This is a genomic window from Mesorhizobium sp. M0296 (assembly GCF_040321675.1).
Taxonomy (GTDB): Bacteria; Pseudomonadota; Alphaproteobacteria; order Rhizobiales; family Rhizobiaceae; genus Mesorhizobium.
The window spans coordinates 1-15,032 of sequence record NZ_JAMYRZ010000042.1; the positions used below are offsets into that span (position 1 = coordinate 1).

The 15,032-nt window shown below is 62.3% G+C and carries 17 protein-coding genes; 8 read left to right on the forward strand and 9 right to left on the reverse strand.

Annotated elements, in window-relative coordinates; translation table 11 throughout:
• Nucleotides 1–166 precede the first annotated feature (166 nt).
• Together NKI97_RS29000 and NKI97_RS29005 are read right to left on the reverse strand one after the other, a co-directional pair.
• Complete coding sequence (locus NKI97_RS29000; protein ID WP_352837879.1) at nt 167–823, reverse strand: glutathione S-transferase family protein; 657 nt, start codon at nt 821–823, stop codon at nt 167–169.
• An 8-nt stretch (nt 824–831) separates the two neighbouring features.
• A complete protein-coding gene (locus NKI97_RS29005) occupies nt 832–1,737 on the reverse strand; it encodes an alpha/beta fold hydrolase (RefSeq protein WP_352837881.1) in 906 nt (301 codons plus the stop codon).
• Between the two features lie 97 nt (nt 1,738–1,834).
• Between NKI97_RS29005 and NKI97_RS29010 the strand changes: the two genes are divergently transcribed.
• The 3 genes from NKI97_RS29010 (at nt 1,835) to NKI97_RS29020 (ending at nt 3,194) form a co-directional block, all read left to right on the forward strand.
• A complete protein-coding gene (locus NKI97_RS29010) occupies nt 1,835–2,359 on the forward strand; it encodes a winged helix-turn-helix transcriptional regulator (protein ID WP_352451127.1) in 525 nt (174 codons plus the stop codon).
• Nucleotides 2,360–2,434: 75 nt separating this feature from the next.
• The gene (locus NKI97_RS29015) at nt 2,435–2,665 is read left to right on the forward strand and encodes a hypothetical protein (RefSeq protein ID WP_023678501.1); all 231 of its coding nucleotides are present in this window, start codon (nt 2,435–2,437) and stop codon (nt 2,663–2,665) included.
• A gap of 97 nt (nt 2,666–2,762) precedes the next feature.
• Nucleotides 2,763–3,194 carry a GlcG/HbpS family heme-binding protein gene (locus tag NKI97_RS29020; protein WP_352451128.1) on the forward strand — a complete coding sequence of 144 codons (432 nt, stop codon included), beginning with the start codon at nt 2,763–2,765 and terminating at the stop codon, nt 3,192–3,194.
• A gap of 10 nt (nt 3,195–3,204) precedes the next feature.
• Here the strand turns inward: NKI97_RS29020 and NKI97_RS29025 are convergent, their stop codons facing one another.
• The 3 genes from NKI97_RS29025 to NKI97_RS29035 all read right to left on the reverse strand — a co-directional run bounded on the left by NKI97_RS29025 (nt 3,205) and on the right by NKI97_RS29035 (nt 4,886).
• Nucleotides 3,205–3,606 (reverse strand): hypothetical protein, encoded by a 402-nt coding sequence (locus NKI97_RS29025; RefSeq protein ID WP_023678503.1) that lies wholly within the window; start codon nt 3,604–3,606, stop codon nt 3,205–3,207.
• Between the two features lie 199 nt (nt 3,607–3,805).
• Nucleotides 3,806–3,988, reverse strand: coding sequence for a 50S ribosomal protein L32 (gene rpmF, locus NKI97_RS29030; protein WP_006203806.1), 183 nt, complete (start codon nt 3,986–3,988; stop codon nt 3,806–3,808).
• 139 nt (nt 3,989–4,127) lie between these two features.
• Entirely contained in the window at nt 4,128–4,886 is a 759-nt protein-coding gene (locus NKI97_RS29035; RefSeq protein ID WP_352837890.1) for a biosynthetic peptidoglycan transglycosylase, read from the reverse strand.
• 79 nt (nt 4,887–4,965) lie between these two features.
• Between NKI97_RS29035 and NKI97_RS29040 the strand changes: the two genes are divergently transcribed.
• Nucleotides 4,966–5,883, forward strand: a complete 918-nt coding sequence (locus tag NKI97_RS29040; protein ID WP_352451129.1) for a polyprenyl synthetase family protein — start codon at nt 4,966–4,968, stop codon at nt 5,881–5,883.
• Between the two features lie 170 nt (nt 5,884–6,053).
• On the opposite strand, the gene NKI97_RS29045 is transcribed toward NKI97_RS29040, so the two are convergent.
• From NKI97_RS29045 to tkt, 3 genes are all read right to left on the reverse strand, one after another.
• Nucleotides 6,054–7,943 (reverse strand): potassium/proton antiporter, encoded by a 1,890-nt coding sequence (locus NKI97_RS29045; protein WP_352451130.1) that lies wholly within the window; start codon nt 7,941–7,943, stop codon nt 6,054–6,056.
• 217 nt (nt 7,944–8,160) lie between these two features.
• Nucleotides 8,161–9,171, reverse strand: coding sequence for a type I glyceraldehyde-3-phosphate dehydrogenase (gene gap / locus NKI97_RS29050; protein WP_023678507.1), 1,011 nt, complete (start codon nt 9,169–9,171; stop codon nt 8,161–8,163).
• Nucleotides 9,172–9,329: 158 nt separating this feature from the next.
• Nucleotides 9,330–11,321 carry a transketolase gene (gene tkt / locus NKI97_RS29055; protein ID WP_352451131.1) on the reverse strand — a complete coding sequence of 664 codons (1,992 nt, stop codon included), beginning with the start codon at nt 11,319–11,321 and terminating at the stop codon, nt 9,330–9,332.
• Nucleotides 11,322–11,581: 260 nt separating this feature from the next.
• Between tkt and NKI97_RS29060 the strand changes: the two genes are divergently transcribed.
• The 4 genes from NKI97_RS29060 (at nt 11,582) to NKI97_RS29075 (ending at nt 14,082) form a co-directional block, all read left to right on the forward strand.
• A complete protein-coding gene (locus NKI97_RS29060) occupies nt 11,582–11,854 on the forward strand; it encodes a DUF4164 domain-containing protein (protein WP_006200774.1) in 273 nt (90 codons plus the stop codon).
• Nucleotides 11,855–11,858: 4 nt separating this feature from the next.
• Nucleotides 11,859–12,224 carry a cell division protein ZapA gene (locus NKI97_RS29065; RefSeq protein ID WP_023678510.1) on the forward strand — a complete coding sequence of 122 codons (366 nt, stop codon included), beginning with the start codon at nt 11,859–11,861 and terminating at the stop codon, nt 12,222–12,224.
• Between the two features lie 174 nt (nt 12,225–12,398).
• Complete coding sequence (locus tag NKI97_RS29070; protein ID WP_023678511.1) at nt 12,399–13,058, forward strand: peroxiredoxin; 660 nt, start codon at nt 12,399–12,401, stop codon at nt 13,056–13,058.
• Nucleotides 13,059–13,209: 151 nt separating this feature from the next.
• Entirely contained in the window at nt 13,210–14,082 is an 873-nt protein-coding gene (locus tag NKI97_RS29075; RefSeq protein WP_352451132.1) for an MBL fold metallo-hydrolase, read from the forward strand.
• A gap of 179 nt (nt 14,083–14,261) precedes the next feature.
• Here NKI97_RS29075 and NKI97_RS29080 read toward each other — a convergent pair whose 3' ends face one another.
• The gene (locus NKI97_RS29080; RefSeq protein WP_031212145.1) at nt 14,262–14,771 is read right to left on the reverse strand and encodes a hypothetical protein; all 510 of its coding nucleotides are present in this window, start codon (nt 14,769–14,771) and stop codon (nt 14,262–14,264) included.
• Nucleotides 14,772–15,032 lie beyond the last annotated feature (261 nt).

The window sequence follows — 15,032 nt, forward strand, 5'->3', positions numbered from 1 at the left end:
CTGAGGGAGGGCGGCTACCCTCTCTCAGCGTTCCTTTCTGACCCATTCGGCAGCGAAAGTCATAAGACAAGCAATTCCAGGAAAAGTGTGAAACGGTTTTCCGTACGGAATTGCGCAAAAACAAAGAGATAGAGCGGTTCGGCGGTTCCGTGAACGATGAACCACTCTAGCCATTGTTGTAGGGGAAGAGCTTGAAATACGGCTGCGCTTCCTCGATCACACGGGCAACCGAGGGGCGTTGCAGCAACCGGTCGTGATAGCGCCTGACCGCAGGATATTCGTCTCCGAACGGCTCGACCTTGTTGGCGTAGAACAGCGCGGGGGCGGCAGCGCAGTCGGCCATGGTGAAGCTCGCACCCACCGCCCATGTCGTCGACTGCATGTCCTGTTCAATGATGGCGTAGGAGCTGCGCAGCTGGGCGCGGGCCTGCTCGACGCCGAACGGATCGGTCTTGCCCTCCGGCCGCAGCCGGTCACCAACGATCTTCTGCATCGGTTCCTGGACATAGAAGTCATAGAAGCGGTCGGCGAGCCGGGTCTGGCGAGCGAGATTGAGATCGGCGGGGATCAGTTCGACCGGCCCAGGATAATACGCGTTGAGATATTCGATGACGATCGTCGATTCCGGCACGGTCCGGTCCAGCGCTTCATCGCGCAGCACCGGCATCTTGCCGAGCGGCCACAATTTCAGAAACGCCGCGCGCGACTGTTCATTGCCGAGATCGACAACGACCAATGTGAATGGCGTGCCGTTCTCATAGAGCGCGATCAGCGGTTTCCAGCAGAAGGAGGCCAGCGGATGAAGATGCATCGTCAGGGACATTTTTGCTCCTATCTTTGGTGCTTCGTCTCGCGGGCATCCGGTGTCAAGGTTCGGCCCGCTGCTACGTGGCCCGGGCTGTGGGCGACGATCGCATCGATGATCGCGGCCCAATCGTCGGGATGCAGCTCGTGGCCGCCGCCCTCGATCCGGACCAGTCTTGCACCGGCGACCGCGTCGGCAAGAGCGGCGCCATGCTCGGCTGGAAAGATCGGATCGTCGGTGCCGTGGACAACGAGGAGCGGAATCTTCATCTCGTGCAGCCGCCCCGTCCAGTCCTCGCCGCTCCGATCTTCGCCGCCCTTGAGCATGAAGTGATTGGTCGCGCTGAGAAAGCCGCCGGACCGGTCGTAGTCCTGTTCCACGAACGCTCTCGTCCGCGCCTCATCGAACGGATGCGCGGTGCCGGCGAGCGCACGCGCGTTTTTGACCATGAAATCGACCGCTTGGCCACGGTCAGACCAGTCGACCTTCGCGCCTTCGGCCGAATGTTTCCTATAGGCCTCGGTGGTTCCGGGCAAATGCGACGTATCGATGCCCAAGGGCGAGCTGCTGATCACCGTCAGCGAAGTGACACGCGACGGGTATTTCAACGCAACGAGCTGCGCGATCATGCCGCCCATCGACATGCCGACCACGTGCGCCTTTCGGATTCCCTGGTCGTCAAGGACGCGGACGGCATCGTCCACCATGTCGTCGAATGTATAAGGCGGCTCGCCCGGCGCGTATTTGGTCGAACGGCCGGTATCGCGATTGTCATAGCGGATCACGAAGCGACCCTCGCCGGCCAGCTTCCGGCAAAACGCTTCGGGCCACCAAAGCATGGAAGCCATCGCGCCCATGATCAACAACACCGCCGGATGGGCCGGATCGCCGAACGTCTGGGATGCGATTTCGGGGTGTTCGGCGTTTTTCATGGCTTTCCTCCTTGGGCTTCCAATCCGATTGCATTTTGCAATCAGTTGCACGATATTAAAACCGATACGATAATGCAACCGGTTTTTGGAGATTCGCATGAACATCGATCGTCGGTCCGGATGCCCCATCAACCTGTCGCTCGAAGTGTTCGGTGACCGGTGGAGCCTGATCATCCTTCGCGACATCATCTTCGGCGGCAGACGCCACTTTCGCGAACTGCTCAACGGCTCGATGGAGGGCATCGCCTCCAACATCCTCGCCGACCGGCTGAAGCGGCTGATGGAGCTCGGCATGCTGACCAAGGCAGACGATCCCTCCCACAAGCAAAAGGCGATCTACAGCCTGACCGAAATGGCGATTACGCTGGTGCCAATCCTGGCGCATCTCGGCGCCTGGGGCCGCGTCTGGCTGCCGGTCAGCGAAGAGCTCTCTATCCGTGCCGAGCTTCTGGAAAAAGGCGGCCCGCCGATGTGGGATAAGTTCATGAACGAGTTGCGCCACGAGCATCTGGGTGCGTCTCCCGCCCCATCTGGACCCACCGTCCGCGCGACTTTGCAGGCCGGATACGATGCGGTAGTCGCCCGCAAGGCTGAGCGAGTTGGCTGCGATCCGGCGCCATGACCAACTTATTTTCCCAATTGCGGGCTGGCTCTGCTATCAAGGGACTGAAGATAATTTACGGATTGGATAACGCTCTTGGTCGAGAACTCTAAGGACACTGCCCGTGCGCGGGCCGATTTGCGTTTCAAGAAACAGGAAGAGGCAGCCACGGTTCGCCAGAAGGCGATGGCGGAATATGTCGCCGAGAGCGACGCTCGCCAAGCCAAGACCAACAAGCTGCGGGCGCTGCGCCTCGCCAAGGAAGCGGAAGACCTGGCCAATGCGCCTCCGGCCCCGGTGAAGAAGCCTCGCGCCAAGAAGAAATAGGCCGGCGCTTCCAGAATGCATGCTTCCTTTCGCACGCGAAACAGTTCACTCGGAGTCTGTTCTGCCGGTTGATAACTGGCGCGTTTAGGAGACGGCCATGACCGCACTGACGCTCGACAAAGCCCTTGAAATCATCGCCGCCGCCTTTGCCAAGGGTGCCGAGCTCAAGCTCAGGCCGCTTGGCGTCTCGGTGCTCGACGCCGGCGCCCATCTGGTCGCGTTCCAGCGTCAGGACGGCGCCTCGTTCCTGCGTCCGCAAATGTCGGCCGGCAAGGCCTATGGCGCGCTCGCTATCGGAATGGGCTCGCGCCGGGTGGAAGCTTTCGCCAAGGAGCGCCCGCATCTGATCGCCGGCGTCTCCGACGTGTCGGGCGGGCGCGTCCTGCCGGTCGTCGGCGGCGTGCTGATCCGTGACAACGCCGGCACGATCATCGGCGCCATCGGTATTTCCGGCGACACGTCCGACAATGATGAAACGGCAGCCATCGCCGGTGTCGAGGCGGCTGGCTTCTCCGCTGACCCGGGCTGAGTCGGGATCCTTAACTCATATTGATGTCGCGGGTGGCCGACCGCATCGACACCGAAAAGCCGGCCAGCACGTCGATCAGCGCTATGACCATCAGTGTGAAGAAAACGGAATGGGCGGCGCCCTTCACCAGCAGGAACTCGACCAGATAGGCCACAAAGACGAAGGTCGACAAAAGATGGTCCATGATCGAGGCATTTGTCGTGCGCGTCGACTTCACCACTTCGACGAACAAGAAGATCAGTGCGATCAGCACGATGAGGTCGCCGAGGGTCATCGAGAACACGCCACCCGACATCATCCGGACCGAAAACATTTCGGTGGCCCACGGATCGTCGCCGCTGCCGAATATTCCCAGAAGCCCGAGATTGTAGAGGATGAAAGGCACGATCAGCAGCGGGATGGCACCGAACATGTGGCGGCTCCGGTTGGACTGATCTTTGTAGAGTGCGCCCGGCGTTCGCCGTCAAGAATTTTCGTGCGGCCGATAAACACGGACAAAGACGGCGTGAAACAACAATGTCAGGCCCGGCTGATACGATCAGTTGTCGCAAACGCAAAAAGACCGGCCAATGGCCGGTCGTTTCGCAACCCATAAACCGTCGAAAGCTCTCTCAGCTTTCCTTCGGCTCCAGAACCTGGCGACCGCGATACATGCCGGTCTTCAGGTCGATATGGTGCGGACGGCGCATCTCGCCGGAGTTCTTGTCCTCGACATAGGTCGGGGCCTTTAGTGCGTCGGCAGAACGGCGCATGCCGCGCTTCGACGGAGAGGTTTTTCGTTTCGGAACGGCCATGGATATGCTCCACTACATGGTCAAAACGCCCCGGCGGCCCTCGTGAAAGGGCCACATCAGGGGCCGGAATCTGAGAAAGTCGGGTGCCTATACACGCCCGACGGCGTTTTGGCCAGCGTCGCCGTGTTTTTTTTTGACACTATCGCAGGCAACCGACATAGGCGCCGGCGCGGCCGGCGCGCCGTTCGATCAACGCGGCAAGCCGCCTCAGTCCCGGCCCGGGCTTCGCCGGATTGCGCACGATCGGATTCGGCAAGGTGACGGCAAGCAGCGCTGCCTGCCGGCGCGACAGGCGTTTTGCCGAGACGCCGAAATGATGCTGGGCGGCGGCCTCGATGCCGTAGATGCCCGGTCCCCATTCGGCGATGTTGAGGTAGATCTCCATGATCCGCCGTTTCGACAGCACCGCATCGAAATAGACGGCCAGCGGCAGTTCCACGACCTTACGGACCGAGCCCAACGGCCGCGACCATAGATAAAGATTCTTTACCGTCTGCATGGTGATGGTCGAGGCGCCACGTGTCATCTCGCCGGCGAGCGCATCGTCGACGACGCCGCGCAACTCGCCCAGATCGACGCCGCGATGGAAACAGAACTGCCCGTCCTCCGACATGATGACCGAATATGCCAGCACCGGCGCCACATCGTCGATGGAAACCCAGCGCCGATCGTAGCCAGAAAACGTCGCCAGGTCCTTCAGCATCAATGTCGACACCGGATGCACGAATGTCGGCAGGTACAGGAAGGTCAGCACCACCGGCACCAGCGCCAGCACGACGGCGACGGCGATGCCGCGCCGGACCCAGCGTTGAAGACCGATGCGGCTGCCGCGTCTCGGTCTCGCCATGTCCAACCCTTCGGTTTCGTGATCGACGATCGGTTCCGCCAAGCCACCCAGTCCGCGCTACTCCCTGCCCCCGGCATAATGGCGCTTGGCTTCTTGCGCAACGTCTGAGTGTCGGCTACCGCTCCCGACCATGACGAAAGACGATCAAATGGCGTTCGAAGCTGCACTTATTGCCCGGGCAGTTCCGCTCGAGGCGCTGCTGAGGCGGTTGCTCGACGGACGGACGCTTTCGGGCGAGGTCGCGCGGCCCGAACGCCTGATGGCGGCAATGCGACATGGCGTGCTGAACGGCGGCAAACGACTGCGTCCCTTCCTGGTCATGGAAAGTGCTGCACTGTTTTCAGCCGACGGCGAGGCGGCGCTGCGCGTCGCGGCGGCGCTCGAATGCGTGCACTGCTATTCGCTCATCCATGACGATCTGCCGGCCATGGACGACGACGATTTGCGCCGCGGCCAGCCGACCGTGCACAGGGCTTTCGATGAGGCGACCGCCATTCTTGCGGGCGACGCCTTGCTGACACTTGCCTTCGACATCCTTGCCGACGAGGCGACAATGCTGCCGGCCGAGCGCAGGGCAACGCTGGTGCTGGCACTGGCCCGCGCCGCCGGGGCGGGAAGCATGGTCGGCGGCCAGATGCTCGATCTCGAAGCCGAACAAAGCCGGCCGGACGAGGCCGGCATCATCCGGCTTCAGGCGATGAAAACCGGTGCGCTGATCCGCTTTGCCTGCGAAGCGGGCGCTATCCTTGCCGGCGCGCCGTCGGGCGACCGCGAAAGGCTGGCCGAGTTCGGCTCGGCGATCGGGCTTGCCTTTCAGCTTGCCGACGATCTGCTCGACCTGACCGCCGACGCGCATCAGATGGGCAAGGCGACCGGCAAGGATGCCGCGGCCGGCAAGGCGACGCTGGTCGCGCTGCACGGACCGGGCTGGGCGCGGGGCCAGCTCCATGGCCTCGTTGACCAGGCTCATGCGCTGCTCGAGCCTTTTGGCGCACAAGCCGCGCTTCTGAAACAAGCGGCGCAGTTCGTAGCGGCCCGCAACAATTAAAAGCGCTCCCTATGGCGCGCCGGAGAATTGGCGACTGATCGGCCGGACGCCCTCGCAACCGGCCGATCGGGATCATTTCCGGCGATGTCGGACCACATGGACCAGCCATACCAGTTGCCGAGCCATTCTTCAGCCTCGCGGCAGGGTTCCGCGGCTCGGGTGGACAGCGGTCAGCCTTCGCCAGTTGTCTTTTCCACCACTGGCTGCGGAACCGGTTCCATCTCGGCCGCCGCCTCGACCGCCTGCGCCTCGGCCGGCTTGCGCCGGTTGCGGATGAAGGCGGCGATGCGGTCGCGGATTTCGCCGGCGCTGAGGAACACCGGAACGCGAGCCACCGGCGCGGTCGGCTCAAAGGACAGGCCAAGGCCGGTGATCCTGCCCTTGTCGTCGACGTCGCGGACGATCAGCTCGATCGGACCGAGCAGCACGCGGTCGGCGTATTCGGCGTGGCCGCCGAGCCGGGTAGTGACCAGGTCGCCAATGCTGAGCTTGCGTTCCGCTTCGGTCAGGCCCGGCGCGTAGGCGGTCTCCAGTTCCTCGGCGGGGCGTGACGGATCGACGGCGAAGGCCCCGAAGAAATCCGCGTCCTCGGGATCGACCACGGCACGGCTGGCGAACAGCTTGTCGAGCAGGCGCGGATAGCGGTCCGGCACGAAGATGTAGACATGGTCGCCGGCCGCGAGCCGGCCCATATCCTGGAAGCGCATCGAGCGTCCGTCGCGCAGCACCAGCGACGGCCGCGCCCAGCGCGGAATGCGTTCGCCGCGCGCCACCGGGCTGCCAGGTGCCACGCGGTAGGCGAGAAGCTCATGATGGGCGGAGCCCGGCAGTTCCAATTCGACCTTGTCGAGCGGTCCCAGGCGGGCCGGCACGATAAGGCCGAGACGGCGCGCCAGCGGCCCGACGGTCCATCCCTGGATGATCAGCGAGACCAGCACGATGATGAAGGCAGTGTTGAAGATGAGGCGGCCGTTCTCAAGACCGCCGAGCAGCGGCGTGATGGCAAGCAGGATCGACACGGCACCACGCAGGCCAACCCACGAGACGAAGGCGACTTCCGGGCGTGGCAGACGGAACGGCACCAGGCAGAGCCAGACGGCGATTGGCCGTGCCACAAATACCAGGAACAGGCCGAGCAGCACTGCCGGCACCAGGATCGCCGGAAATTGCGAAGGCGTCGCGAACAGGCCGAGGATCAGGAACATGATGATCTGCGCCAGCCACGACATGCCGTCCTGGAAGCGCTTGAGGATGGTGACGGCCCGGATATCGGAATTGCCGGCAATCAGGCCTGCGAGATAGACCGCCAGGAAGCCGGAGCCGCCGACGGCACCGGCGGCAGCGAACACCATAAGCGACAGCGTCAGCACGAAGATCGGCAGCAGGCCGTGATCGAGATTGAGGCGATCGACAAGGCGCACGATGGCCATGCCGCCGAGAATGCCGATGACCGCGCCGAGCCCCATGTTGACAAGGAAGCCGACGGCAAGATCGGTGACCAGCACCTTGGCCTCGGGGTGGGTATTGGCGGCGATGACCTCGACCAGCGTGATGGTCAGGAAGATGGCGATCGGGTCATTTGTGCCGGATTCCACCTCGAGCGTGGACCGCACGCGCTCGCGCAAATTGATCTCGCCGGCGCGCAGCAGGAAGAACACCGCCGCGGCGTCGGTCGAGGCGACGGCGGCACCGAGCAGGAAGGATTCCAGCCAGGTCAGGTCGAGCAGATAATAGGCGGCGGCGCCGAAGAGCCCGGTGGTCAAAAGGACGCCGAATGTGGCCAGCGACAGCGCCGGCCCGGCCGCCTGCCGCAAGGCGTTGAGCGGCGTGCCGAAGCCGGAATCGAAAAGGATGACCGCCAGCGCCAATGAGCCGGCAAAATAAGCAACTCGGGCATTGTCGAAATGGATGCCGAGACCGTCGGTTCCGGTGGCGAGGCCGATGCAGAGAAACAGCAGCAGGAGAGGGGCGCCGAAACGGAAGGCGATCAGGCTTGAAAACGCGGCGGCAACGACAAGTGCTGCGCCAACGAGCGTCACAAGATAGATACCATGCTCCATTCGTTGGTCGCCCCTAGTCGATATGCTCCGGCATCACGGGAGAGTGGGGCGAAGACATGGCCGCTGCAAGGCAGCAGCGTGGCTTTTTGCCCCACGCTGCCGATCGTCGAAAGTTTTGGCACCCCCGAGCAGCGGAGCGTGCCTCGGCGGTTCGTGCTGCAATGAAAAACGCCCGGACTGAGCCGGGCGTCTCCAGGTCGAGAAGCTGGCTCTGCGATCAGGCGATGGTCTTGCCGAAGGCGACGGCGGTATCGCCCATGCGGTTGGAAAAGCCCCACTCATTGTCGTACCACGACAGCACCGAAACGAAGTTGCCGTCCATGACCTTGGTCTGGTCGAGCGCCACGATCGAGGAATGCGGATCATGGTTGAAGTCGATCGAAACATTGGGGTGACGGGTAACGGCGAGGATGCCCTTCAGCTTGCCGTTCGAGGCGGCGATCACCGCGTCATTGATCTCCTGGACGGTGGTCGGCCGCTTGGCGATGAACTTGAAATCGACGAGCGAGACGTTCGGGGTCGGCACGCGGATGGAGATGCCGTCGAGCTTGCCCTTGAGCTCGGGCAGTACCAGGCCGATGGCCTTGGCAGCACCGGTCGAGGTCGGAATCTGCGACAGCGCGGCGGCGCGGGCGCGGTAGAGGTCCTTGTGCATGGTGTCCAGCGTCGGCTGGTCGCCGGTGTAGGAATGGATCGTCGTCATCATGCCCTTTTCGATGCCGACCGCCTCATTCAGCACGGCCGCCAGCGGCGCCAGGCAGTTGGTGGTGCAGGAGGCGTTCGAGATGACGATGTGGTCCTTGGTCAGCTTGTCGTGATTGATGCCATAGACGACGGTGAGATCGGCGCCCTCTGCCGGAGCGGAGACGAGAACGCGCTTGGCACCGGCGGTCAGATGGGCGACGGCCTTGTCGCGGGCGGTGAAGATGCCGGTGCATTCGAGCGCGATGTCGATGCCAAGCTCCTTCCAGGGCAGTTGTGTCGGATCCTTGATCGCGGTGACCTTGAATTTTTCCTTGCCGACGATGATCTGGTCGCCGTCAACCGTCACCTCGTGCGGAAAGCGGCCATGCACGCTGTCGAAGCGCAGCAGATGCGCGTTGGTCTCGACCGGGCCGAGATCGTTGACCGCGACGACGTCGATATCCTTGCGGCCGGATTCATGGATGGCGCGCAGGATGTTGCGGCCGATGCGGCCGAATCCGTTGATGGCAACTCTGACGGTCATTGTTCTCTCCCTGGGAGTTGGAGGCCGAAGATCAAGTCCGCAGCTTCATAACGGCGGACGGGCAAAGAATCCAGCCGCCGAGGCGTGGATTTAAATCGATTAGTGCTCCACCGCCCGGCAAAACCGCTATGCCAGCCTTTGCCGGGCGGGGCTCACTTTCATTTGCCATGCAGACGGGCTTCCGCCGCCTTCACCGTTGCCTCGGCTGTGATGCCGAAATGCGGGTAGAGCTGTTCGATGGTGCCGGAGGCGCCGAAGCCGGTCATGCCGACAAAGATGCCGTCGGTGCCGATGAAGTGATCCCAGCCCTGACGGATGCCGGCTTCGATGGCAATCTTGAGCGGCGCATTGCCGATCGTCCTGCTGCGATAGTCGGCGCTCTGCTTGTCGAACAATTCGAAACACGGCACCGAGACGACGCGGGTCGCGTGGCCGTGCTTTTCCAAGGCCTCGCGGGCGGCCAGCGCGATCTCGACCTCGGAGCCCGAAGCGAAGATCGTCACCGCCGCCTCGCCACTGGCGGCGGCAAGTTCATAGGCGCCGCGGCTGGAGAGGTTTTCCGCAACGAAGTCGTTGCGTACCGTCGGCAGGTTCTGCCGGGTCAGCGCCAATGTCGAAGGCGTCTTTTCCGACTCAATGGCCAACTGCCAGCATTCCGCGGTTTCCACCGCGTCGGCCGGGCGTAAGACATTGTGGTTCGGAATGGCGCGAAGTGCTGCCAGATGCTCGACCGGCTGATGGGTCGGGCCGTCTTCGCCAAGGCCGATGGAATCATGGGTCATGACGAAGATCGAGCGGATGCCCATCAGCGAAGCAAGCCGCATCGCCGGACGGGCATAATCGGAAAAGCACATGAAAGTGCCGCCATAGGCGATAATGCCGCCATGCAATGTCAGCCCGTTGAGCGCGGCCGCCATGCCGTGCTCGCGAACGCCGTAATGAACGTAGCGCTGGCCGTAATCGTCGGCGGTGATGTTCTTGGTCTGGCTGGTCTTGGTGTTGTTGGAGCCGGTCAAATCGGCCGAGCCGCCGATGGTTTCGGGCACGGCGCCGTTGATGACCTCCAGCGCCATTTCCGATGACTTACGGGTGGCGACCTTCGGCTTGTCGGCGGCGAGCTTTTTCTTGTAATCGCCAATGACGGCGTCGAAGTTGGCTGGCAGCGTGCCACTGATGCGGCGTTCGAACTCTGCGCGCAATTGGGCATCAGCCTTGGCAAGCCGGCTTTCCCAGTCGGTGCGCGCCTTGACGCTGGTCCGCCCGGCGGTACGCCATGCGTCGACGATGTCGGCCGGGACCTCGAAGGGCGGCGAATCCCAGCCGAAGAATTTTCTGGCGCCGGCGATTTCCTCGGCGCCGAGCGGCGAGCCGTGCGCCTTGTTGGTGCCGGCCTTGGTCGGCGCGCCGAAGCCGATCGTCGTCTTGCAGGCAATCATCGTCGGCTTGTCGGAGTGGCGGGCCGCTTCGATGGCATAGGCGATCGCTTCCGGGTCCTGGCCGTCGATATGGCTGGCATTCCAGCCGGACGCCTGGAAGCGGGCGACTTGGTCGGTGTTGTCGGCCAGCGACACCGGGCCATCGATCGAGATGTTGTTGTTGTCCCAGAAGACGATCAGCTTGTTCAGCTTCAGATGTCCGGCAAGCGCAATGGCTTCCTGGGATACGCCTTCCATCAGGCAGCCGTCACCGGCCAGCACATAGGTGTAGTGGTCGACGAGATCATTGCCGAAAGCGGCATTCATGATGCGCTCGCCGAGCGCGAAGCCGACAGAATTGGCGAGGCCCTGGCCGAGTGGGCCGGTCGTCGTCTCGATGCCGGCGGCATGGCCGTATTCCGGGTGACCCGCGGTCCTCGACCCCAATTGGCGGAACTGCTTGATCTGGTCGATGGTGATGTCTTCGTAGCCGGTCAGATAGAGCAGCGAGTAAAGCAGCATCGAGCCGTGGCCGGCCGACAGGATAAAGCGATCGCGGTCCGGCCAATGCGGGTTCTTCGGATCGTATTTGAGAAAGCGGGTGAACAGCACCGTGGCGATGTCGGCGCAGCCCATGGGCAATCCGGGATGGCCGGAGTTTGCCTTCTCCACAGCGTCCATGGCGAGAAAACGGATCGCATTGGCCATCCGGTCATGTTGTTCGCGCGAAGTCATGCTTCCTCCAAAATGGGGGTTTGGGCCTTGGGAAAGCCCTTGAAAAGGGTGCGCGACACATAGCAGGCGCGGCCTTTTAGTCAACAAATCGGTGTGCTTTTGCCGGTCTTGTGATGGCCATGCGCGACTTACATTAGCGTTAGCAGGGGACAGTCGCGACAGCTTTATTGACGTGTGGTTCACACGACGCGTAATGTTTCAGGGATAACGCGTTCTGAACGTGGATGATTCGGTGATGGGCAGGGCGCAGGACGAAAGCCATGACCGGGGAAACGACCCTCAAGGAAGTCATTGCCAGGCTGGGTAAGGCCATCGAAGGGCTGGAAAACGCCGTCGCGGCCAAGCTCGAGCACGAGCGGGACTATTCGGAAGCCGAGGCCGAAGTGCAGCGGATGAACGCCGACCGCTCGCGGCTGGCGCAGGAGCTCGACAATTCCGAAGCTCGCGCCGAACGGCTGGAAGATGCCAACAAGGAAGTGTCGCGAAGGCTGGTGACAGCCATGGAAACCATCCGCGCGGTACTGGACAGGTAGGCCAATGGCACAAGTCACGGTTTCCATCGACGGCAAGCAGTATCGGATGGCCTGCGACGAGGGCCAGGAAGAGCATCTGATCGATCTTGCCGAGCGCTTCGACCGCTATGTCTCGCATCTGAAGGATTCTTTTGGCGAGATCGGCGACCAGCGGCTGACCGTGATGGCCGGCATCATGGTCATGGACGAGCTTTCGGAACTGCAGAAGCGGGTCAAGGGCATGGAAAGCGAAGTGCTGACGCTGCGCAAGACGCGCGACGATGCACTGACCAAGGCCGACAAGAACGATTCCGCGCTGACCGGGGCGCTCGGCGCGCTGGCCCAGCGCATGGAAGACCTGGCGACGACGCTGGCAGTGAACAAGGCCTGAGCCAGCGCAGCGAAAATTCCTGCGGCATTTGCCGAGAAGCAATGAAAATATTTCGCCGCCGGCCTTGATGCCGGCGCAACAGGCATTTGAAGGATGACGCCGGAGTGATAGAAAGGCAAAAGCAGCGCCGGTCAACGCCGGCTGCGATCTGCACTCACAGGGTAGGGACACGCTATGAGCCTTCGTATCAACGATATCGCACCGGACTTCACCGCTGAGACCACGCAAGGACCGATCAGCTTCCATGAATGGATCGGCGACGGCTGGGCAGTATTGTTCAGCCATCCGAAGAACTTTACGCCGGTTTGCACGACCGAACTCGGCACGATGGCCGGGCTCGAAGGCGAGTTCAGGAAGCGCAACGTCAAGATCATCGGCATCTCGGTCGATCCCGTCCAAAGCCATGAAAAGTGGCAGAATGACATCAAGACCGCGACCGGTCATTCGGTGAACTACCCGCTGATCGGCGACAAGGATCTCAAGGTCGCCAAGCTTTACGAGATGCTGCCGGCGGGTGCCGGCGAGAGCTCGGAAGGCCGCACGCCCGCCGACAATGCCACGGTGCGTTCGGTTTACGTCATCGGGCCCGACAAGAAGATCAAGCTGGTTCTCACCTATCCGATGACGACCGGCCGCAACTTCGACGAAATCCTGCGCGCCATCGATTCCATGCAGCTGACCGCCAAGCACCAGGTGGCGACGCCGGCGAACTGGAAGCAGGGCGAGGACGTCATCATCACCGCTGCCGTCTCGAATGAGGATGCCATCAAGCGCTTCGGCGCCTACGAGACGATCCTGCCATATCTCAGGAAAACCAAGCAGCCTTCCGCCTGAGCAGGCAGAGGCGGCACGGAGAATTTTCGGTTTTCCTGGTCGTGTGAGTGTGGGGTGCTTGACGGCGCCTGGTTGACGGACAACCATGCCTTTCATTTGCCGTGGCAGAGAAAGTCATTCCTGCCACGGTGAGGATCAAGGGGGGCTGGGATTGGACGCATTATCGGCCAGGTCGCAGGTCACCGGCTTCTATGACAAGCCGAGCGGGTCCGTCCAGTATGTGGTCGCCGACATGGCGACCCGCAAATGCGCCATCATCGATCCGGTGCTCGACTTCGACGAAAGGTCCGGTGCAACGGCAACGAAAAACGCCGACGCCCTGCTCGACTTCGTCAGGGAAAGCGGGCTGGAGGTCGAGTGGATCCTCGACACGCATCCGCATGCCGATCATTTCTCCGCCGCCCATTATCTGAGGGGGAGAACCGGAGCGCCGACGGCAATCGGCGAAAAGGTCATCGACGTCCAGAAATTGTGGAAGGTGATCTACAACTGGCCGGAATTCCCCGCCGACGGTTCGCAATGGGACAGGCTGTTCGCCGACGGCGCAACTTTTTCGGTCGGCGGCCTTCCGGCAAGAGTGCTGTTTTCGCCGGGCCACACACTGGCCTCGATAACTTACGTCATCGCCGACGCCGCCTTCATCCACGACACGCTGTTCATGCCGGACAGCGGCACCGCCAGGACAGACTTTCCCGGCGGCAGCGCCGAGCGGCTCTGGCGTTCGATCGAGGACATCCTGGCGCTGCCGGACGAGACACGTCTGTTCGTCGGTCACGACTACCAGCCGGGTGACCGCGAAGCGCGGTGGGAAAGCACGGTGGCGGAGCAGAAAGCCGGCAACATCCATGTTGCCGGCTGCAAGACGGAAGCCGACTTCGTCGCGCTCCGCCAAGCCCGCGACAGGACGTTGCCGATGCCGCGGCTGATCCTGCACGCGCTGCAGGTCAATATGAATGGCGGACGCCTGCCGGAACCGGAATCCAACGGGCGGCGCTATCTGAAATTTCCGCTCGATTGCCTGTGAGGAGATGGGTCGCTGCCACTACAATGCCGTTCAGACTCGGCGCTGCGCTCATCGTCCCGCGATGGTCATCCAAGTTATTGATCCTGAGTCGATTTTTGCAATGTTTGAATCCGATGATCCATACGGGGACCGCGTCGGCAGCCGGATGAGGAGCGGCGCAGACGCCAGCCAGTCCAGCGTCAGGGTTTTGTTCGGCGGGCTAAATGTTCATACGTGATTTGCCAAGGATCGCTCTCGGAAGATCTTTCCTCGCCGATCCAATGGAAGCTGGTGGCAGTGATCTCAGTGAAACGCCATCGAGTTTGCAGACCGCGCGAGTCATTGCCGAGCTGGACAATGTCCTTACCCTCGGCCCGCCCGATCTGGCGCGAGTGATCCCGGTTGAGCGGGTCGTTCCATATGATATGCCAGCCATCGATCCCAGGGTCGAAGATGCGCAAGGTCGTACCATACATCGTCGACGGCGCAGGGCGCTTGGGCCTGATCCAAACGTCCTGAATCGCGCGGCCTTCGAGCACCCAGCCAAAATGGCATTCGCCATCCCATTTCTGGATTGTGCCGTCGTCGAGGTAGTGGACCGAGTCCATTTCCCAGCTTCCAATTAGCCATCCATACAGGGCCATGTCTTTCGCTCGGTCGGCTGGCGGACCTTCGGATCCGAGAGCGGCCAGAAACGGAGAAATGGTCATCGTCACACTGCCTTTCGTTTTCAATAAACGAGCTCAACTGCCCGGCGCAGCCCCGGCGGCTCGTTGTCGCGCCGCCTGCCGCGAGCGCCGGGTTGTGGAATGCCGCGGTCGGCGCCGCAACATTGCCGCCACAGCTTGCAGTCTTGCGGTTTTCAGGGCTTGGGGAAAATTGCGGTAATGCCGCTATCGATGCGATCGTCTGGGGGCTACTGAGCAGTTATAGCGGCGGATCGGACATCCGCGAAGGCGCCGCGGAACCGG